Origin of the sequence: Pantoea phyllosphaerae (genome assembly GCF_051025595.1) — a bacterium.
In the GTDB taxonomy this organism is placed as follows: Bacteria; Pseudomonadota; Gammaproteobacteria; order Enterobacterales; family Enterobacteriaceae; genus Pantoea.
This window is the reverse complement of sequence record NZ_JBPFDE010000008.1, coordinates 171,380-190,933: the sequence shown is the minus strand read 5'-3', so window position 1 is coordinate 190,933 and position 19,554 is coordinate 171,380. Positions and strand designations below refer to the sequence as shown.

Here is a 19,554-nt window from a genome sequence, read left to right as displayed (position 1 = left end):
AGAACAATAAAACCCCGCTCTCCTTTCTCGCGAACAAAGGGCTTTTACCACTTATTTACCTTTTTGCAATATGCCATCTTAAAACAGTCGTTTTTTATTATTTCGACCATGCATAAACAAAATACCTTTAAAAATAATTTCTCTTTAATATAAAAATATAAGCACTGGCATATTTATGCTTTTTTTATATAACTCGTGATGTAACGTAAGATCGTTTGTGCGATATTTTTTGTGCTGCTATGGTCATTAGCATCAGTGCGTTCAGGCGCGGCAAGGGCGTTTTCCCGAATCAAAGATAACGAATATTTTCAAATCCAGACGCACAGCAGCTGGCGAGCCTGCACAAGCGCGCCAGCCACCAGAAAGGACATCTATCGGACGGACAATGTCGGGATATGACACGAGCTGATTTATGGAAAGCGCCTGGAAAAGGGCCATGTCAGTGACGGCTCAGACCATCATTTCCATGATAAGGCGGCGAGGACATCGAACCGGTTCGATGACGGGTTCCGCACAAAAGCAAAAACCCAGCCATAAGGCTGGGTTCTTTAATTTTGGTGCCCGAACCCGGAATCGAACCAGGGACACGGGGATTTTCAATCCCCTGCTCTACCGACTGAGCTATTCGGGCAACGGGGCGCATTAAACCTTAACGGCTGCACAGCGTCAAACGCTTTTCATCCAGTCGCGTACTGACTGCTGCGTTTTATAGCAATCACCAGAATAACTGGTAAAAAAAGCGGCAACCTCGTCGCGCTGCGCTTACTTTTTCGCCTCCCTGGCCGATAACGATAGCGACACTTCATACCCATAATAAGGTGCACCATGTTTTCCACTATTTCATCAGGTCTGCTGTCACGCCTTGCGTGGCAAAAACAAACGCGCCCTGCGGCGACGCTTAACTCGCTCAACGACGCTATCGCGATGATTGAGTTTACGCCTGACGGCATCATCCTTAACGCTAACCCGCTATTTCTGGAGCGCATGGGCTATACGCTGAACGACATCGTCGGTAAGCATCACAGTCTGTTTTGCACCCCCGACTTTGCGCAGTCGTCGCACTATCGCGACTTCTGGCTGCGCCTGAAGCGTGGCGAAAGCTTTAGCGATAAATTCCTGCGTCTGGCGAAACACAGCCGTCCGGTCTGGCTGGAGGCTAACTATGTGCCGGTACAGGATCGCCACGGCCGCGTGGTGAAAATCGTCAAGCTGGCGACCGATATTACCGCGCGTATCGTCGACGCCCAGGAGCAGCGCGCCATGACCACCGCCATTGAGCGGTCGATGGCGGTTATCGCCTTTAACCTCAAAGGTGAAGTGCTCAAAGCGAACGCCAACTTCCTCAAAACCATGGGCTACCGCGCCGAGGAGGTGATCGGCCTGCCGCACAGCCGCTTCTGCTCCGAAGCGCTGCGTCAGAGCGACGAATACAAAGCGTTCTGGGAAAAGCTCAACCGCGGCGAGTTTATCTCCGGCCAGTTCCAGCGGGTGAATAAACAGGGCCGCACCATCTGGCTGCGCGCCACCTATAACCCGGTGTTTGATGATGAAGGCAAGCTCTATAAGGTGGTGAAGTTTGCCACTGACGTAACGGCGCAGGTAGAGAAGAACCAGCAGGAGCGCGACGCGGCGCAGCAGGCCTATCAGACCGCGCTGCAAACCAGCGAAAGCACCCGCCACGGCGCCAGCGTAATTGAAGAGAGCGTGCAGACCATTAACGCGCTGGCGGGCGAGCTGCACGGCATTTCGGACGATATCGCCGATCTCAGCGACTCCTCCGACCGCATCGGCGCCATTGTCGCCAGCATCCGCCGCATCGCCGATCAGACCAACCTGATCGCGCTTAACGCCGCGGTTGAGGCGGCACGTGCCGGCACACACGGCCGCAGCTTCGCCGTCGTGGCCAATGAGGTGCGCACGCTGGCGGCCAATATCAATCAGGCCACCAGCGAGATTGAAAATCGGGTGCGGCAGAATCATCTGCTGGCGTCCAAGGCGCTGAAAGGCATAGCTTCCAACATGAAGCGCGCCGATCACGGCGTCGAGCTGGCCCAGCAGGCGGGCGGCGTGATCGGCGAGCTGCGCGACAGCTCGTCAGAGGTCGTGCGCGCCATCAGCCACGTTACCCAGACCTTAAGCCAGGAGTAGCGCGCAAGGCCGGCCCTGCGCCGGCTTTTTCGCAGCAACCGCCCTGCTGTAGCCGTTTTTTACGGCTGCCGCGCCATCTCGACCGGCGGCGTCGGCGTTGTCGGCAGGAAGATATGGTCGAGGATCTGCCGCATCACCGGCGCGGCGGTCACGCCTTCGTTGCCGCCGTTCTCCAGTATCAGCGCCACCGCCACCTTCGGGTTGTTAAACGGCGCGAATGCGGTATAGAAGATATGGTCGCGCAGGCGCACCGGGATCATCTTCGCGTTATAGGTCTGGTTCTGCTTCAGGCTAAACACCTGCGAGGTGCCGCTCTTCGCCGCAATGCCGTAAGGCGCGGTGTGAAAATATTTATAGCCGGTGCCGTTCGGCGCGTTGGCCATGCCGAACATGGCGCGGCGCACCAGCGCCCAGTAAGGCGAACGGGCGTCGCCGATCTGCGGCTGCGGCAGCGTCGGCTGATAGGGCTCTACGAATTTGCCGCGCTCGGCTTTCGCCAGCAGATGCGGCGCAATGACCTTGCCGTTGTTGATCAGCGCCACCATCGCCTTCACCATCTGAATCGGCGTGGCGATCCAGTAGCCCTGCCCGATGCCCACCGAGACCGTATCGCCCTGATACCAGCCTTTTTTATGCACCTTGAGCTTCCATTCGCGGCTCGGCAGCAGGCCGCTGTACTCTTCGTTAAGATCGATGCCGGTGGATTTGCCGTAGCCAAACTGGCTAAGCATGCTGTGAATACGGTCGATGCCCATCATAAAGGCCACCTGATAGAAGAAGGTGTCGGCAGACTCCTCAATCGCTTTGGTAACGTCCAGCATGCCGTGGCCGCTTTTTTTCCAGTCGCGATAGCGGCGATCGGTGCCCGGCAGGGTCCAGGTCGGCGCGCCGTAGAAATGGGTCTGCGGCGTGATGACGCCGGTCAGCAGCGCCGACATCGCCATATAGGGCTTCACCGTCGAGGCAGGCGGGTAAAGCCCCTGAGTAACGCGATTGATTAGCGGCAGATTCTTGTCCTGAAGCAGGGTCTTATAGGCCTGATAGCTGATGCCCTTGACGAAGGGATTGGGATCGTAGCTCGGGCTGGAGACCATCGCCAGCACTGAACCGTCGTGCGGATCCTCCACCAGCACCGCCGCGCGCTGCCCGGCCAGCAGGCTCTCTATGTACTGCTGCAGATGCAGATCGAGGGTCAGCGTAATATTTTTACCCGCTACCGGTGGCACCTCTTTCAGCACGCGCACGATGCGGCCGTGGTTATCCACCTCCACTTCCTGGTAGCCCGGCTTGCCGTGCAGCAGCGACTCGTAGTAGCCCTCAATGCCCTGCTTGCCGATATTGTGGTCGGCGGCGTAGTTCTCGGCGATGCCCGCGGCGTTGAGGCGCTTGTAGTCGTTATCGTTGATTTTCGAGACGTAGCCGACGACGTGCGCCAGGTCGGCGCCGTAGGGATAGTCGCGATCCTGATAGCTCTCCACGCTGACGCCGGTGAAGCGATACTGGTTCACCGAGAAGCGTGCCACCTCTTCGTCGGTCAACTCCTCTTTCAGCACCACCGGCTTATAGCGGCTGCTCTGCTTGAGCGTGCGGGTAAAGGCGTCGATCTCGTCGGGCGTCAGATCGACGATCGGCGTCAGCGCCTTCAGGGTCGCCTGCATATCGTCGATTTTGTACGGCGTCAGCGTAATATCGTACCAGGTCACGTTATGCACCAGCGGAATGCCGTTGCGATCGAAGATCAGCCCACGCGTCGGCGCGATAGGGATCATTTTGATGTCGTTCTGGTTCGAGCGCGTCTGGTAATAGCCGTGATCGCGCACCTGCAAACGGTAGAGATTGACGCCGAGAATAGTGAAACAGATAACGACCAGCGCAAAGGCGACCAGCGCGCGGCGCGCGAAGAGCTTTTCTTCAGCTTCGAAATTACGAAAATTCATTAGGCGGCATTGGCGGACAGGTTATTTTTTTGATGTCGCGCTAATGATAGGGAGCTAAGCGATCGGCGCCAGCAGGAAGATGCACAGGAGTCGGGAAAAGTGTGTCATTTAGTGAGAATGTTACGAAAGGCCTGTAAGACTCCCCGCCTTATGCAGCAAGGCACAAGACGGGGAACAGGCAAGCGCAGGCTTAGTCGCCCAGCAGCACCGACTCCAGTGCGATCTTAATCATATCGTTGAAGGTGGTCTGGCGCTCGGCAGAGGTCGTCTGCTCATGGGTGCGGATATGGTCAGACACGGTGCAGATGGTCAGCGCTTTCGCGCCAAACTCCGCCGCCACGCCGTAGATGCCCGCCGCTTCCATCTCCACGCCGAGGATGCCGTACTTCTCCATCACGTCAAACATCTGCGGATCCGGGGTATAGAAGAGATCGGCAGAGAAGATGTTGCCGACGCGCGCGTCCACGCCCAGCGCTTTCGCCGCGTCAACCGCGTTGCGCACCATATCGAAGTCGGCGATCGCCGCGAAATCGTGATCCTTGAAGCGCATGCGGTTGACTTTAGAGTCGGTGCAGGCGCCCATGCCGATAACGATGTCGCGCAGCTTCACGTCTGCGCGCACCGCGCCGCAGGATCCGACGCGGATGATCTTTTTCACGCCAAAGTCGGTGATCAGCTCTTTGGTGTAGATGGAGCAGGACGGGATGCCCATGCCGTGGCCCATTACGGAGATTTTGCGCCCCTTGTAGGTACCGGTGTAGCCCAGCATGCCGCGCACGTTGTTAACTTCTACCGGATTTTCCAGAAAGGTTTCCGCAATGTGCTTCGCGCGCAGCGGATCGCCCGGCATCAGTACCACGTCGGCGAAGTCGCCCATTTCTGCATTAATGTGAGGAGTTGCCATTGTTGTTTATCCTTTTTAAATTCAGCGGCTCTGTTTACAGCATGCTCTTGCCGTAGTCCATATCGGACAGGCCAAAATAGTGCGCAATCGTCTGACCGATGTCGGCGAAGGTTTCGCGATAGCCCAGCGAGCCGGGTTTTACTTTCGGGCCGTAGATCAGAATCGGAATATGCTCGCGCGTGTGCTCGGTGCCCTGCCAGGTCGGATCGCAGCCGTGATCGGCGGTGAGGATCAAGATGTCATCCTCTTTCACCAGCGCCATCAGCTCTGGCAAACGACGATCGAACAGCTCCAGCCCGCCCGCGTAGCCAGCGACGTCGCGGCGGTGTCCCCAGGTCGAGTCGAAATCAACAAAGTTGGTAAAGACGATCGACTGGTCGGGCGCCTTCTTCATCTGCTCGATGGTCGCGTCGAACAGCGCATCCAGGCCGGTCGCTTTCACCTTCTGCGTGATGCCCTGCTGGGCATAGATATCGGCGATTTTCCCCACCGAAATCACTTCGCCGCCCTTTTCATCCACCAGCTTTTTCAGCATGGTCGGTGAAGGCGGTTCTACCGCCAGATCGTGACGGTTGCCGGTACGTTCGAAATGGCCCGCTTTGTCGCCGACAAACGGACGCGCGATGACGCGGCCGATGTTGTAGCCGCCTTCGGTCAGCTCTTCACGGGCGATTTCGCACAGCTCATAGAGGCGATCGAGGCCAAAGGTCTCTTCGTGACAGGCGATCTGGAACACCGAGTCCGCCGAGGTGTAGAAAATCGGCTTGCCGGTTTTCATATGCTCTTCGCCCAGCTGGTCGAGGATCACCGTGCCGGAGGAGTGGCAGTTGCCGAGATAGCCCGGCAGCTTCGCGCGCTCGACCAGCTTGTCGAGCAATTCCTGCGGGAAGCTGTTCTCTTTGTCGCTGAAGTAGCCCCAGTCGAACAGCACCGGCACGCCAGCGATTTCCCAGTGGCCAGACGGCGTGTCTTTGCCGGATGAAATTTCGCTGGCGTAGGCGTAGGCGCCGGTGATTTCCGCATCGGGATCGAGGCCCAGCGGGAAGCGGCCAGTAGAGAGCTCGGCGGCTTTACCCAGCCCCAGCGCGGTCAGGTTCGGCAGATGCAGCGGGCCTTTGCGCCCCTGATCCGCTTTGCCGTTAAAGCACGCTTCGGCGATATGGCCGAGCGTGTCCGAGCCTGCGTCGCCAAATTTGTCGGCGTCTTTGCTTGAGCCGATTCCAAAGGAATCAAGCACCATAATAAAAGCACGTTTCATGCAAGTCTCCTGCGCCTGCGCGCGTGACAAGTCAAAAAAAAGCGATCAGATCAGTATACCCGAATGCCTGCTCAACGGCAGCATAAAGCCGCAGATTTGCGGCTTTTTTGCGGCGGCGTCGTGGACGACAGCAGAGGTTCGGCAGTCGAGGCTCGCTGCCCGCCCGGCTGCTGTTATGCGCTTACGCTCAGGCGTCGCTGGCGCTGACCCTGCGATAAACCACCGGGGTCGCTGCCGGCGCGCTGTCGCTCAGCGTTACGGCGGCTTTTATCGCCGCCGCCGCCTGCTGCCAGCTCGCCTCGCTGCTGGCGTGCACCATCGCCAGCGGACGTTGCCCATCGGCGCGTTCGCCCAGCGTAATCATCTCGCTCAGCCCGACGCTGTAGTCGATAGCGTCGCTGGCGCGCTGGCGTCCGCCGCCCATCGCCACCACCGCCATACCCAGCGCGCGCGTGTCCATGCTGCTGACGATGCCGGGACGATCGGCGTAGACCGGCTTGCTGAGCGTCGGCTGGGGCAGATAAGCCTCGTGCCGTTCGACGAAATCGGCGGGGCCGCCCTGCGCGGCGACCATACGCGCGAATACCTCGGCCGCCTGGCCGTTATCCAGCACCTGCTGCAGCTTGCCGCGCGCCTCTGCTTCGCTGGCCGCCAGCCTGCCGGAAATCAGCATCTCGCTGCAGAGCGCCAGCGTTACCTCCAGCAGGCGCGGGTTGCGCTCTGCGCCGGTCAGGAAGCGCACCGCTTCACGCACTTCCAGCGCGTTGCCGGCGCTGGAGGCGAGCACCTGGTTCATATCGGTGAGCAGCGCGGTGGTGGTGCAGCCCGCACCGTTGGCCACGCCGACGATCGCCTGCGCCAGGTCGAGCGACGCCTCGAAGGTCGGCATAAAGGCGCCGGATCCAACTTTAACGTCCATTACCAGCGCATCCAGCCCTTCGGCCAGCTTTTTCGCCAGAATCGAGGCGGTGATCAGCGGAACAGAATCTACGGTGGCGGTGATATCGCGCGTGGCGTAGAAGCGCTTATCCGCCGGCGCCAGCGAGCGGGTCTGGCCGATAATCGCCACCCCGACCTGTTTGATAATCTGGCGAAAACGATCGTCCTCCGGGAAAATATCGAAGCCCGGCATCGCCTCCAGCTTGTCCAGCGTGCCGCCAGTATGGCCGAGGCCGCGCCCGGAGATCATCGGCACATAGCCGCCGCAGGCGGCTACCATCGGCCCCAGCATCAGCGAGGTGACGTCACCGACGCCGCCGGTGGAGTGCTTATCGACCACCGGCCCGTTGAGGCCCAGCGCCTGCCAGTTCAGCACGGTGCCGGAGTCGCGCATCGCCATGGTGAGCGCCACGCGCTCCGGCAGCGCCATATCGTGAAAAAAGATGGTCATCGCCAGCGCGGCGATCTGACCTTCGGAAACGCTGTTATCGCGCACGCCGTTGATGAAGAAGCGAATTTCCTCTTCGCTCAGCGTCTGGCCATCGCGTTTTTTACGGATAATTTCTTGCGGCAGAAACACAGTCGCCCCCATGATCAGGGTTGAGATGAGAATGGCGGCCAGCAGCCGCCGTCACGCAATCAGTAGCCAGTTTTGCTGGTGGCGCTCTGATGGCCCAGCGCGTTCAGCAGGCTGGCTAACAGGCTGGACGCGCCGAAGCGGAAGTGGCGCGCGTCGGCCCAGCCTTCGCCAAGGATATCGTCCGCCAGCCTGAGGTAGATAGCCGCATCATCCGCCGTGCGCACGCCACCCGCTGGCTTAAAGCCCACCTTCTCTTTCACACCTTTGTCGCGGATCACGCTCATCATGATCTGCGCCACTTCCGGCGTGGCGTTGACCGGCACCTTGCCGGTAGAGGTCTTGATAAAGTCCGCGCCAGCGTCAATGGCGATCTCAGAAGCCTGACGGATCAGCGCCTCCTCTTTCAGCTCGCCGCTTTCGATGATCACCTTCAGCAGCACATTAGCTTCTGCGCACGCCGCTTTACAGGCCTTCACCAGATCAAAACCGATCTGCGCGTTGCCGGCGATCAGCGCGCGATAAGGGAATACCACGTCGACTTCATCCGCGCCGTAGGCGATGGCGGCGCGGGTTTCCGCCAGCGCAATATCGATATCATCGTTGCCGTGCGGGAAGTTAGTAACGGTGGCGATGCGGATCTCAGGCGTGCCCTGCTCGCGCAGCGCTTTGCGCGCAACCGGAATAAAGCGTGGATAGATGCAGATCGCGGCGGTGTTGCCCGCCGGTGATTTTGCCTGACGGCAGAGCGCGATCACCTTCTCATCGGTATCGTCTTCGTTCAGGGTCGTCAGGTCCATCAGTTGCAGCGCGCGCTGCGCAGCGGCGGTAATGTCAGTCATGTTGTTCTCCAGATAACAAACAGACGCCGAGGCGCCGGTGTAATGTGATAATTATAACAACATAAAGCGGCAGATAACGTGTATTTCATCACACCGCCGCCAGTAGCTGTTAGCAACAGCGTCATTATAACGCAGAGAGGCGCAATGTTACTATTATCACATCAGGAGAGATCAGTCAGGCAGGTTGAACAGCGCACACGTATTGCGCCACAGCGCTTCGGCGATAACCTGTGGCGGTTCGGGGCGCAGTTCGCACAGGGTTTGCCATACCAGACGCGCCCGCTCCGGCCGGTTCGGCTCGCCCTGGAAGCCGTGCAGCGGCATATCGGGCGCGTCGGTCTCCAGCAGCAGCGCGTCGAGCGGCAGCTGCGCCAGGGTGTTACGGGTTTTGCTGGCGCGTTCATAGGTCAGGGTGCCGCCAACGCCGATCGCATAGCCGAGTTTGATAAAGGCCTGCGCCTGCTGCAGGCTCCCCGCAAAGCCGTGCACCACGCCGCGCCGCGGCAAGTTGTGGCGGCGCAGATGCAGCGCCAGCTTGTCATGGGTGCGACGCGAATGCAGGAGCACCGGCAAATCATACTGCTTCGCCAGCCGCAGCTGCGCGTCGAGCAAAAACTCCTGGCGCGCAAACTGTGGATTCTCCCTATAGAGGTCGAGGCCGATCTCCCCTATCGCCGTCAGCTTCGCTGGTCGCTGCCGCAGCCAGTTTTCCAGCTGCTCAAGATGGGCATCCTCGTGGCGCTCAACAAAGATGGGATGCAGGCCGAGCGCGGCGTAGAGCGCGGGGTAGTGTGCCGCCAGCGACACGACGCGCGCAAAGCGGCTTGCCTCTACTGCTGGCACGATAATACGCTCCACGCCCGCTTCGGCGGCGCGCGCGATGCTGGCAGGCTCATCGTCGACAAAGGGCGGAAAATCGAAATGGCAGTGGGTATCGGTAAATCTCATGCCAGCGAATCCTCATCATAGTCTGCGTCATTGCCCGCCACCGGCGGCGTCATAATCGGCCGGTTGTCGGGCGCGTTGGCGACCGGCGCGGGCGGCGTAACGGTGGTATAGCGCACAAACGGCTCGGCGTCGCTGAGCCACTGCCCCAGCGTGGCGAGGAAGTAGCGGCCGCAGCGCCGTCCCAGGTGATAATCCTGATTTAACGCGGCGACGCGGCTGCCCAGCGCCATGCTCGCCAGCACGTGCGGCGGGTAGATTTCGATGATGCGCAGGTCGCCGGGAGGCTGCTCGATAAACTGCTGAATCTCACGGTAGCTCGCTTCATGATGATGCAGGATATTGATCATCGGCTGCAGCGCACTGGCGTTAAGCCAGCGCTCCATGCGCTTCATCCATTTTGGCGTATAGAACATCTGCGACGGGACGGTGCGGATCACCACGATGGTGTCGGCGCCGCGCCGCGCCGCTTCGCGCACGGGAATGGCGTCGCTGATACCGCCGTCGAGATAGCTGATGCCTTCCAGATCGACGCCAAGGCGGTAAAAGCCGGGAATGGCGCTCGACGCCTTAATCAGATCGTGCCAGTTGGCGCGGGTCGGCGCAAAGTAGCCAGGCGAGTAGTCGTCGCTGCGGCAGGCGCACATATAAAACTCGCGTCCACTGTCGAACAGCAGTTTAGCGCTCTCCAGCGCCAGCGGCAGTTCGCGCTGGGTTACGTCGATTAGCCAGTCGAGATCGATCAGGTTGCCGCCGCGCACGAAACGCAGCGGATCGAAAAAGAGTTTGCTGGTGGTGTAGCGGGTAATGACGCGCCGCGCGTAGCCCTGCTGTCCGCAGACAAAAGCAGAGAGATTCTGCGCGCCAGCTGAGGTGCCGATAAAAAGATCGAAAGGATTGAATTTGGCCCGCTGAAACTCATCCAGCACGCCTGCGGTGAAAATGCCGCGCTGACCGCCGCCTTCACATACCAGGGCGATTTTTCGCGCTTTAAACGGGGAAAGGGCTAAGGGTTCAAGTGCGCCCAGCGTGACAGGGATCCGGATACCCACTTCTGTTCCTCAGAAAAGGTTCTGAGGTTTGCCGTTGCGTTTATCCGCTTCAGGTTGACAGCATCCCGGAGAACCAGCCATGTTTTACTCCTGACCTGCCGCCACAACCTCCGGCAGCGGCCGTCGCGCCTGGTGCGTTTCCTTTACGCGGCGCGGCGGCTGGCTGGTCTCCGCTTTATGCATGCTCGTTGCGAAAATCAGAATGACACAACCGGTCAGAGTCGTTTGCGGCCGGTAAACAGGCTCACGAGGAACAGGATAATACCAACGACGAAGACAACTTTAGCCGCCCATGCTGCCGTACCGGCCAGGCCGCCAAATCCTAACGCCGCCGCGATCAGTGCAATTACCAGAAAAATAATACCCCAACGAAACATAAGCCTCTCCTTACCATAGTGAAATCGAACTGCTCGTTTCTTCCCAGTTTGGGTTTTGTTTTGTCAGCACGGCGTCGCAGGGACGCCGCGCTCACGACGTTAAGACTTCACGGTCAGGTCGTTCTTAACGCTTTTAACGCCTTCGATCGCTTTCGCGATACTTTCAGCGCGATCTGACTGCGCTTTAGTCGCGACGGTTCCTGAAAGCTGAACCACGCCGTCAGTGGTTTCTACCTTAACGTGACGCGACGGAACGATGTCATCTGCTAATAGTTTAGCTTTAATTTCGCTCGTCGTTGCCGCATCTCCGGCATATCCCTTCATACTTTGTGATTTGCTGTCTTTAACGTGCAGTTTGTCGCTGACGGATTTAACACCTTCCACGTTTTTCACAACGGCGACGGCTTTTTCAGCCTGGTCCTGCGAGGTGACAAAACCGCTCAGGGTTACCACGCCATCATGCGTTTTCACGGAGATATCCGTACTTTTTATCGCCTCGTCATCTACCAGAGCCGCTTTGGCTTTTGCAGTGACGGCGCTGTCATCCATAAATCCATCGACTTTTTTCATAGAACTATTGATTTTCGCACCGGCGTTATCCGCGCTTTGCTGCGCTTTTTGCGTCAGCGAGTCATCAGCCAGGGCGCTGCCGCTTAACAGGGCGGAACCAACCATTACCGCCATCAGCGTTTGGGCAATCTTAGTCTTATTCATCGATATCTTCCTTCTGTCAGTGAGCTCACCCACAACCGTGGGCGCAACAGCAGCAAACGGCGCTGCTGCATCGCTGGACGTAAGCGAGAAGCTATTTCTCTTTTGCCGTCCGACAGAATAATCATAGTCGCTGTTTGGCGTTTTGCCTGAATAACTGGTTGATAGCACGCCAGTTAAGCGGAAAAACAGGATTTTTAGGAGGAGTCTGGAGAGGAAGAACAGGGCCAGCCAAAGCTGGTCGGCCCTGTTGTAACGTGGATTAATGCTCGCGGGTTTTGCGGAAAATCACGTCAGGATAGCGCTCTTGCGTGATGTTCAGGTTAACCATGGTCGGTGCGATGTAGGTCAGATTATCGCCGCCGTCCAGCGCGAGGTTCACCTCGTTTTTACGCTGGAACTCTTCGAATTTCTTCGCATCGCTGCACTCGACCCAGCGCGCTGTTGAAACGTTGATCGCTTCGTAGATCGCTTCGACGTTGTATTCACTTTTCAGACGCGCCACGACGACGTCAAACTGCAGCACGCCCACCGCACCCACGATCAGATCGTTGTTGTGCACCGGGCGGAACACCTGCACCGCGCCCTCTTCCGACAGCTGCACCAGCCCTTTCAGCAACTGTTTCTGCTTGAGCGGATCGCGCAGGCGGATGCGACGGAACAGCTCCGGGGCGAAGTTCGGAATGCCGGTGAACTTCATGTTCTCGCCCTGGGTAAAGGTGTCGCCGATCTGAATGGTGCCGTGGTTGTGCAGACCGATGATGTCGCCCGGCCAGGCCTCTTCCACGTGCGAACGGTCGCCCGCCATAAAGGTCAGCGCGTCGGAGATCACCACATCTTTGCCGGTGCGCACCTGACGCAGCTTCATGCCCTTTTCATATTTACCGGACACCACGCGCATAAAGGCGACGCGGTCGCGGTGTTTCGGGTCCATGTTTGCCTGAATTTTGAATACGAAACCGCTGAACTTCTCTTCCTGCGCGCTCACGGTACGCAGGTCAGTCGCGCGCGGCATCGGCGCGGGTGCCCAGGAGACCAGACCGTCGAGCATATGATCGACGCCAAAGTTGCCCAGCGCGGTGCCGAAAAAGACCGGCGTGATCTCGCCGCTCAGGAACAGCTCGCGATCGAACTCGTGCGACGCGCCTTTAACCAGCTCCAGCTCTTCGCGCAGCTGCGCCGCCAGCTCTTCGCCGACCGCGCTGTCCAGCTCAGGGTTATCCAGCCCTTTGACGATGCGCACTTCCTGAATGGTGTGGCCCTTGCCCGTCTGGTAGAGATAGGTTTCGTCGTTATAGAGGTGGTAAACGCCTTTGAACAGTTTGCCGCAGCCGATCGGCCAGGTAATCGGCGCGCAGGCGATTTTCAGCTCGCTCTCCACTTCATCCAGCAGTTCCATCGGATCGCGGATGTCGCGGTCGAGCTTGTTCATAAAGGTCAGGATCGGCGTGTCGCGCAGACGGGTGACCTCCATCAGCTTACGGGTACGATCCTCGACGCCTTTGGCCGCGTCGATCACCATCAGGCAGCAGTCCACCGCCGTCAGGGTACGGTAGGTATCTTCCGAGAAGTCTTCGTGCCCCGGCGTATCGAGCAGGTTGACCAGGCTCTCGCGGTAGGGGAACTGCATAACGGAGGTGGTAATAGAGATACCGCGCTGCTTCTCCATCTCCATCCAGTCCGATTTGGCGTGCTGGCTGGAGCCGCGACCTTTTACCGTACCGGCGGTCTGGATAGCCTGTCCGAACAGCAGCACTTTTTCAGTGATGGTGGTTTTACCGGCATCGGGGTGCGAAATGATCGCAAAGGTGCGGCGGCGCGCCACCTCTTGCATGAAATTAGACATGAGTGAGTTCTTCTCATCGAGGCAACGTCACACAGGGGGACGCTGCAGAGTAATCATGATGGCCGGAAATCCGGCAGGTAAACGGAGCCAGGCGTGACGCAACGGCGTCAGAAGGCGGTGGTTGATGCGCGTTCTACATTGGCGGCGATTCCGGTTACCCAGTCTTCGTTAAGGCGGCATAGCATACAATATTTTGCGCGCGGCGGCGAACAGGGCCGGTAAAATTTCAGCGGCTGCCCGCAGTCATGCGGGCAGCCGCTTATTTATCCCAGCACGCTTTTTACGCAGGATTTAAAGATATTCACCCCGATCTCCAGCGCGTTGAGATCGAAGCGCATGTCGGGATGGTGCAGGCCTGGCGTCAGGTTGGTCCCCAGTCCCCAGAAGCCCGCCTTAACGTGAGGGCGCTTGACCGGATAGAAAAAGAAATCTTCGCTGCCCGGCGTGGTTTTTGCCTCCAGTAAGCCCTCTTCGCCCAGCACCTCGGTAATCGCCGCGCGGATCACCGCCGTCGCGTCATCATGGATCTCCGCCGCCGGCATCTCTTTCAGTACCACCACCTGAGCCGATGCGCCCAGCGCCGCGACGCTGTGCTGGATCGCCTGAGTGACCTTCTCCTTCAGCATCGCCATCGGCGCGTTCTCCTGTGAACGCAGATCCCAGACCACGCGCGCCTCGTCGGGCACCGAGTTAGTGACGCCAGCGTCGCAGAGAAAGCGCGTCGCTTTTACGCTCCAGTTCAGCCCCGGCGAGAGATGAATGGCGTTGACGGCATTGACCGCCTGCACCGCCGCATCCAGCGCGTTAATGCCGAGATGCGGACGCGCGGCGTGCGCGGGCGCGCCTTTAATGGTGGCCTCCAGCGTCGAGCAGGCGGAGTAGAGCACCGCTGGCGTCGCCTGCCCCACCACGCACTCCTCCAGCGGCCGCAAATGGAAACCGAAGATCATCTCCACGTCATCCAGCGCGCCGCCCTCTACCATCGCCAGCGCGCCAGCGCCCAGCTCTTCGGCTGGCTGGAACAGAATTTTCAGCCGCCCTTTTTTCACCGCCCCCTCCGCCAGCAGCTCCTGCGCGGCGGTCAGCACCACAGAAGCGTGGCCATCATGGCCGCAGGTGTGGCGCGCGCAGGCAACGCCGTCGATGATATGGCCGAGCGCGTCCATGTCGGCGCGCAGCGCCAGCACCGGACCCGGTACGCCGCTGTCGATCTCCGCCACGATGCCGGTGGTCTGATTGATATTGCGCGTCACCTTCAGCCCGGCTTTCTCCAGCTGCCCGGCAATATAGGCGGAGGTTTTAACCTCCTGAAAGCCCAGTTCTGGAATCTCATGCAGATAGTGATAGTGCTCTAAGACCTTTGACACCGCTTCTCTCCTAAACAAAAAGACGCATAACGAACATCGCGATCGCCGCATTGATGACGCTTACCAGCATCAGCAGCGGCCAGTATTTTTTCGGCACGTCGGCCACGCCCAGCAGGCGGCCCATGTACTGCAGCTGCGACCCCATCAAAAAAATGGCGGGCGCCAGAATAGTGATATCCGCGCCGGTCACTATCCCTTTGGTCAGCAGGCTCACCGCTACGCCGGTACCGGCTGAAGAGGAGAGCCAGGCGGTCAGCAGTACGGTAATCGCTTCGCCCGGCAGGCCAAACAGCCCCATTACCGGCGCGAACAGCTGGCCGAGAAACGGCATAATGCCGAGTAAATTAAGCACCTCCGCCAGTACATAGGCCATCACCACGTTCGGCATCAGGTTATGAATGGCAATATGGAAACCTTTGCGCGCGCCAGCGACAAAAATATCAAAAGGGTTCTGACTGCTTTTTACCGCGCCGTTATTTTCCATCGCTGAAATCCTTCTTATAAACACTGTTTAACACACAACGCGTCAGCGCCGCACCGACAAATTTAAGAACGAACATCAAGGCGAGCGGAATAATAATCGGCAGCGTCATTGAGGCGAACAGCGCCGACCCGATAGCAAAATAGTTATTGATCAATCCTGCGCCGGAATATTGCCAGGCGCTCATCACCACAATATCTTTTTTCGTTACCTGACCGCGGTCATACATCTCTTTGGTCAGCGCGGCGCCCGCATCGGTGCTTTGCAGATCGGTGATCAGCGCTAGCCCGCAGCGCCCCGGCAGCCCCATCAGCGGCTGCAGCAGCGGCGTCAGCAGCTTGTGCGCCGCGCGCATCGCGCCGTAGTGGGTAAAAATTTCCAGCACGCCCAGCGCCAGCATGACGGTCGGCGTCAGCGAGAGCGCAAAGAGAAAGCCCGCTTTGGCGCTCAGTCCGCCCGCGCCGAGAAAGGTATTGCTGGCGGGATCCTTCATGGTGCCGAAGCTGCCGCCCAGCGTGGTGAAGTCAAAGGCACCCAGCCAGTGAAAGCCCTCTACCTGGTACAGCAATCCTGAAAAAAAGAGGATAGCCACAATCAGTGCCAGATAACTTCCTTTGCTGGCTGAAACCCGTTCGCCTGTCAGCGTTATTTTTTCTTCAGACATGGTTATTCCCTGCGACTAGTTTATCAGTTGCGATATATGGAACTCTGACGGTTGCAGGATTTATGCCAGCCGTCGCATAACGTCTCTTTTGAAAATAAAGTTTTCCTCGCTTTCGCTTTTAAATAAATAACTGGTCAAATCTGCATCGCTTTATATTTATCCGCGCCAGGCTGGCGCAGCGAATATTGCCCTTTTTCCAACTTCGCACAGGAAGTAAGCCGCTCTGCACCATTAATACGCATCAGCTTTGCACTAACGTAGTGCGAAGCATAACGGGTCAAGGAATGATAATCGCTCGCATTCAAATAGCTAAATAATTCTATTTAAATCAATGAGATAAAATGTGATTTTTTCGTAAAAAACTATCTTTCCCCGCGCTTTATGGTGCATAATTCATCACTTATCACCTGTTTACTTATTTTGCCTCTATAAAGGAATCGCTAATGCTGACTGCTGAAATGACCGCGCGTCTTAACGATCAACTTAACCTCGAATTTTTCTCCGCGAATCTCTATTTGCAGATGAGCGCGTGGTGCAGCGATAAAGGTCTGGAAGGCGCAGCGGCGTTTCTGAAAGAGCACTCTCGCGAAGAGATGGAGCATATGCAGCGCCTGTTCGACTACCTGAGCGATACGGGCGCGATGCCGGTGCTGGGCTCTATCGCCGCGCCGCCGGTCGCCTATAACTCCCTGCCGGAGCTGCTGGAGCAGGCGCTGGAGCATGAGAAGCTGATTACGCGCAAGATCAACGAGCTGGCGCATGCGGCCATTACTTCCCTCGACTACTCCACCTTCAATTTCCTGCAGTGGTACGTGGCTGAGCAGCACGAAGAAGAGAAGCTGTTCAAAACCGTGCTGGATAAGCTGGCGCTGGTGGGCCACAAAGGCGAAGGCCTGTTCCTGGTCGATAAAGATCTGGCGCGTATGAATGCGGAAAGCCACGGCGCTAACTAGTACCTTTGTTGTTGCCTTTAAAGACGAATAGACAGCATAAAAAGTCAATAAGCGGGTGAGATGGCCCGAAGAGCAAAGCGTCCCGCGACAGGGAGGTCGCGGGCCGAGCGAGCAAGGATGCGTAAAGCGACTTTGCGATCGGGCCATCTCACCTGCTGTCGCGCCTCGCTCGCAAACATCTCTTCTTGGTTTTACAAGCTAAACCGCCCGCCCTTCTCGCCGTTGATCCACAGCTCGCGCCGCTCGCCAGCAGGCAGCAACACCTCAATCTCACGCCACGCTGGCTGATAGTCGCCGCGCTTCTCCAGCGTCAGCTCAAGACGATCGCCGCTGCTGCGCAGCGCCCAGCGCATCCAGAGCGCATTGCCCTGCCGCCAGCCGTGACTCTCGCCGTCGTCGTCGAAAAACTCGCCCTCGGTGCGCGCTTCGCCCGGCGCAGGCCACAGCTGCAGTTCGCGCACGCTGTCGAGCCGCGCATCGGTGGTGCTTTCGCAGCGTCCCAGCGGAATGGCGGAACCGGCGCGCGCCAGCAGCGGCAAGCGATCGAGCGGCGCGTCCAGCGTCACGGTCTGGCCGCCCGCCAGCCACTGGCCGCTGTGCCAGTCATACCAGCCGTGGGCGTTGCGCGGCAGATAGACCTCGCGCTCGCGGCTGCCCTCCTCCACCACGCTGGCCACCAGCAGATCGCGCCCCAGCAGAAAGTCGTCGTTTTCGCGGTACGTCTCACTGTCCTCTTCGTGATCGAGGAAAGTGGGACGCAGCATCGGCTCATCCTGCGCGCTCGCCTGCCACAGCAGGGTGTAGAGATAGGGCATCAGGCGGTAGCGCAGACGGATCGCCTCGCGGATCAGCGGCGTCACCTCCGGATACATCCAGGGTTCGTTCACGGTGTGATCGTCGTTCCAGGAGTGGATGGTGAAGCGCGGATGCATCACGCCGTTCTGCACCCAGCGCACAAAGAGTTCGGCATCCGGCTTGTCGCCGGAGAAGCCGCCGACGTCGTGACCGACGTTAAACAGGCCCGAAAGGCTCATGCCTAGTCCCATGCGGATGTTGTAGCGCAGCGTCTGCCAGCTGGTGCGGTTATCTCCGCTCCACGTCTGCACGTAGCGCTGCATCCCGGCACAGCCGGAACGGGAGATCAGATAGGGCCGCTTCTCCGGCGCGAAGCGCTGCTGCGCCTCCAGCGAGGCGCGCATCATCAGCAGCGGCATCACCGGGCGAATGTGTTTGATGGCGATGCTCTGCCCGAACCCGTGGCAGCGCGCTTCGCCGTCCCACACTTCATATTCGTTGTTATCGTTCCAGGTCGCGTCGATGCCCTTCTCCAGCAGCTGCGCGGTCACGTTCTCCTGCCACCAGCGCACCGCCTGCGGATGCGTAAAGTCGAGGTGCGATCCCTCATCGTCCCAGAACACCGAACGCTCGGGGCGATCCTGCTCCGAGTCGCGAATAAACAGCCCCTGCGACGCCACTTCCTGATAGCGCGGATGATCCTGCAGCAGGCAGGGTTTGATATTGGCCGCCAGCTTCATGCCTGCCGCGTGGAACGCCTCGCTCATGCCGTTGGGATTCGGCACCTTGTCGTAGTTCCAGTTAAAGACATAGCGCTTGTTGTTGATTGAGGTGTAGCCCGAGGAGAGCTGAAACGAGTCGCAGGGGATCTCATGCTCGCGGCAGAGGCGGATGAAGCCCTGTAGCTGCTGCTGCGCATCCGGCGCGTCGGTGTAGTGCATGGTCGAGCCGCTGTAGCCCAGGCTCCACTTAGGCTGAAAAATAGTGCGGCCGGTCAGGCGCACAAAGGCCTTCGTCACATCCAGTAGCTTCGGCCCCAGCATCAGGTAGTAGTCGAGATCGCCCGCCTCAGCGCGGTAGCGGCGATAGGGCAGATGGTAGTTGTCCAGCTCGTTGCCGAGATCGAGCCAGCTGCTGCTCAGGTTGTCGTAAAACAGGCCAAAGCTCACGCCGTCGCGCTGCGTCAGGGTAAAGGGAATATGCTTATAGAGCGGATCGGTGCTGGCGGCGTTATAGCCCATCGCATCGAGGTTGCGCATCTCAAAGCGACGGCCGCTGCGGTTCAAGTCACCGCTCTTTTCGCCGAGGCCGTAGACGCGATCCTGCGGCTGACGGCGCTGATAGTGCTCCACCCCGTCGCCGTGCGCGTTCAGCAGATAGGCGCCGGTGTGGCGATCGGCCGCCAGCGGCTGCCACTGCCCCTGGTGATAATGCTCCCAGCTCAGGCAGAGCGGATGATGCACCGTTACGCGCAGCCGGTCGGTGCTGATGCGCAGCTGGTTCGCCTCGTGCTCCAGCTGAAAGCCCGGCAGCCCAAACCCGTCGAGGGATTCGCGCTCGCGCCCCTCCCAGGGCACGTCGTCCCCTGGTGCGATGCTCCAGGTCCGGTTCAGGGCCAGCTCGCCGTCGCGCTTCAGCAGCACGCGCATCAGACCTGACTCCAGCACATACAGGCGCAGCAGATGGCGGTTATCCACCTTCAGCTCGACAAAGTGATCGGCGTGCTGACTCAGCGTCCAGTTCTTCAGGGTTTTCATA

General features: G+C 58.9%; 16 protein-coding genes and 1 tRNA gene. 2 read left to right on the top strand and 15 right to left on the bottom strand.

From position 1 onward, the window contains the following. Window positions 1–555: 555 nt before the first annotated feature. Window positions 556–631, bottom strand: a tRNA-Phe gene (locus ACR6A7_RS12940). Window positions 632–825: 194 nt separating this feature from the next. Here ACR6A7_RS12940 and ACR6A7_RS12935 point away from each other — a divergent pair. Continuing rightward, window positions 826–2,148, top strand: a complete 1,323-nt coding sequence (locus ACR6A7_RS12935) for a methyl-accepting chemotaxis protein (RefSeq protein WP_434125260.1) — start codon at window positions 826–828, stop codon at window positions 2,146–2,148. A 59-nt stretch (window positions 2,149–2,207) separates the two neighbouring features. On the opposite strand, the gene mrdA is transcribed toward ACR6A7_RS12935, so the two are convergent. From mrdA to ACR6A7_RS12870, 13 genes are all read right to left on the bottom strand, one after another. Further along, window positions 2,208–4,085, bottom strand: coding sequence for a penicillin-binding protein 2 (mrdA, locus tag ACR6A7_RS12930; protein ID WP_434125258.1), 1,878 nt, complete (start codon window positions 4,083–4,085; stop codon window positions 2,208–2,210). Between the two features lie 190 nt (window positions 4,086–4,275). Further along, a complete protein-coding gene (gene deoD, locus ACR6A7_RS12925) occupies window positions 4,276–4,989 on the bottom strand; it encodes a purine-nucleoside phosphorylase (RefSeq protein WP_033752378.1) in 714 nt (237 codons plus the stop codon). Between the two features lie 34 nt (window positions 4,990–5,023). After that, window positions 5,024–6,247: a phosphopentomutase gene (deoB, locus tag ACR6A7_RS12920; RefSeq protein WP_434125256.1), complete on the bottom strand. Its 1,224-nt coding sequence runs from the start codon at window positions 6,245–6,247 to the stop codon at window positions 5,024–5,026. 187 nt (window positions 6,248–6,434) lie between these two features. Next, complete coding sequence (gene deoA / locus ACR6A7_RS12915) at window positions 6,435–7,766, bottom strand: thymidine phosphorylase (RefSeq protein WP_434125254.1); 1,332 nt, start codon at window positions 7,764–7,766, stop codon at window positions 6,435–6,437. Window positions 7,767–7,825: 59 nt separating this feature from the next. Then, window positions 7,826–8,605: a deoxyribose-phosphate aldolase gene (gene deoC / locus ACR6A7_RS12910; protein WP_434125252.1), complete on the bottom strand. Its 780-nt coding sequence runs from the start codon at window positions 8,603–8,605 to the stop codon at window positions 7,826–7,828. A gap of 171 nt (window positions 8,606–8,776) precedes the next feature. Further along, window positions 8,777–9,553: a TatD family hydrolase gene (locus ACR6A7_RS12905; protein ID WP_434125251.1), complete on the bottom strand. Its 777-nt coding sequence runs from the start codon at window positions 9,551–9,553 to the stop codon at window positions 8,777–8,779. Beyond that, window positions 9,550–10,602, bottom strand: a complete 1,053-nt coding sequence (locus ACR6A7_RS12900; RefSeq protein WP_434125249.1) for a patatin-like phospholipase family protein — start codon at window positions 10,600–10,602, stop codon at window positions 9,550–9,552. Before ACR6A7_RS12900 ends, ACR6A7_RS12905 begins: the two co-directional genes overlap by 4 nt. 215 nt (window positions 10,603–10,817) lie before the next feature. Further along, window positions 10,818–10,979 (bottom strand): DUF1328 domain-containing protein, encoded by a 162-nt coding sequence (locus ACR6A7_RS12895; RefSeq protein ID WP_009634777.1) that lies wholly within the window; start codon window positions 10,977–10,979, stop codon window positions 10,818–10,820. A 99-nt stretch (window positions 10,980–11,078) separates the two neighbouring features. Beyond that, entirely contained in the window at window positions 11,079–11,693 is a 615-nt protein-coding gene (gene osmY / locus ACR6A7_RS12890) for a molecular chaperone OsmY (RefSeq protein ID WP_434125248.1), read from the bottom strand. Window positions 11,694–11,952: 259 nt separating this feature from the next. Beyond that, the gene (gene prfC / locus ACR6A7_RS12885; RefSeq protein ID WP_434125247.1) at window positions 11,953–13,536 is read right to left on the bottom strand and encodes a peptide chain release factor 3; all 1,584 of its coding nucleotides are present in this window, start codon (window positions 13,534–13,536) and stop codon (window positions 11,953–11,955) included. Window positions 13,537–13,799: 263 nt separating this feature from the next. Further along, complete coding sequence (locus ACR6A7_RS12880; RefSeq protein ID WP_434125246.1) at window positions 13,800–14,903, bottom strand: M20 peptidase aminoacylase family protein; 1,104 nt, start codon at window positions 14,901–14,903, stop codon at window positions 13,800–13,802. A gap of 10 nt (window positions 14,904–14,913) precedes the next feature. Beyond that, window positions 14,914–15,387 carry a YjiG family protein gene (locus tag ACR6A7_RS12875; protein WP_434125245.1) on the bottom strand — a complete coding sequence of 158 codons (474 nt, stop codon included), beginning with the start codon at window positions 15,385–15,387 and terminating at the stop codon, window positions 14,914–14,916. Further along, complete coding sequence (locus ACR6A7_RS12870; RefSeq protein WP_434125243.1) at window positions 15,377–16,048, bottom strand: nucleoside recognition domain-containing protein; 672 nt, start codon at window positions 16,046–16,048, stop codon at window positions 15,377–15,379. The genes ACR6A7_RS12875 and ACR6A7_RS12870 overlap by 11 nt, the downstream gene beginning before the upstream one ends. Window positions 16,049–16,491: 443 nt before the next feature. On the opposite strand from ACR6A7_RS12870, the gene ftnA reads away from it, so the two are divergent. After that, window positions 16,492–17,001 carry a non-heme ferritin gene (ftnA, locus tag ACR6A7_RS12865; RefSeq protein ID WP_434125242.1) on the top strand — a complete coding sequence of 170 codons (510 nt, stop codon included), beginning with the start codon at window positions 16,492–16,494 and terminating at the stop codon, window positions 16,999–17,001. Between the two features lie 191 nt (window positions 17,002–17,192). On the opposite strand, the gene ACR6A7_RS12860 is transcribed toward ftnA, so the two are convergent. Next, window positions 17,193–19,553: a glycoside hydrolase family 31 protein gene (locus tag ACR6A7_RS12860; protein WP_434125241.1), complete on the bottom strand. Its 2,361-nt coding sequence runs from the start codon at window positions 19,551–19,553 to the stop codon at window positions 17,193–17,195. Window position 19,554 lies beyond the last annotated feature (1 nt).

Coding starts and splice junctions, on each gene's coding strand:
- mrdA (WP_434125258.1), bottom strand. CDS start 4,085: ATGAATTTTCGTAATTTCGAAGCTGAAGAAAAGCTCTTCGCGCGCCGC.
- deoB (WP_434125256.1), bottom strand. CDS start 6,247: ATGAAACGTGCTTTTATTATGGTGCTTGATTCCTTTGGAATCGGCTCA.
- prfC (WP_434125247.1), bottom strand. CDS start 13,536: ATGTCTAATTTCATGCAAGAGGTGGCGCGCCGCCGCACCTTTGCGATC.
- ACR6A7_RS12870 (WP_434125243.1), bottom strand. CDS start 16,048: ATGTCTGAAGAAAAAATAACGCTGACAGGCGAACGGGTTTCAGCCAGC.
- ACR6A7_RS12905 (WP_434125251.1), bottom strand. CDS start 9,553: ATGAGATTTACCGATACCCACTGCCATTTCGATTTTCCGCCCTTTGTC.
- ACR6A7_RS12935 (WP_434125260.1), top strand. CDS start 826: ATGTTTTCCACTATTTCATCAGGTCTGCTGTCACGCCTTGCGTGGCAA.
- deoC (WP_434125252.1), bottom strand. CDS start 8,605: ATGACTGACATTACCGCCGCTGCGCAGCGCGCGCTGCAACTGATGGAC.
- ACR6A7_RS12895 (WP_009634777.1), bottom strand. CDS start 10,979: ATGTTTCGTTGGGGTATTATTTTTCTGGTAATTGCACTGATCGCGGCG.
- osmY (WP_434125248.1), bottom strand. CDS start 11,693: ATGAATAAGACTAAGATTGCCCAAACGCTGATGGCGGTAATGGTTGGT.
- ftnA (WP_434125242.1), top strand. CDS start 16,492: ATGCTGACTGCTGAAATGACCGCGCGTCTTAACGATCAACTTAACCTC.
- deoD (WP_033752378.1), bottom strand. CDS start 4,989: ATGGCAACTCCTCACATTAATGCAGAAATGGGCGACTTCGCCGACGTG.
- ACR6A7_RS12860 (WP_434125241.1), bottom strand. CDS start 19,553: ATGAAAACCCTGAAGAACTGGACGCTGAGTCAGCACGCCGATCACTTT.
- ACR6A7_RS12875 (WP_434125245.1), bottom strand. CDS start 15,387: ATGGAAAATAACGGCGCGGTAAAAAGCAGTCAGAACCCTTTTGATATT.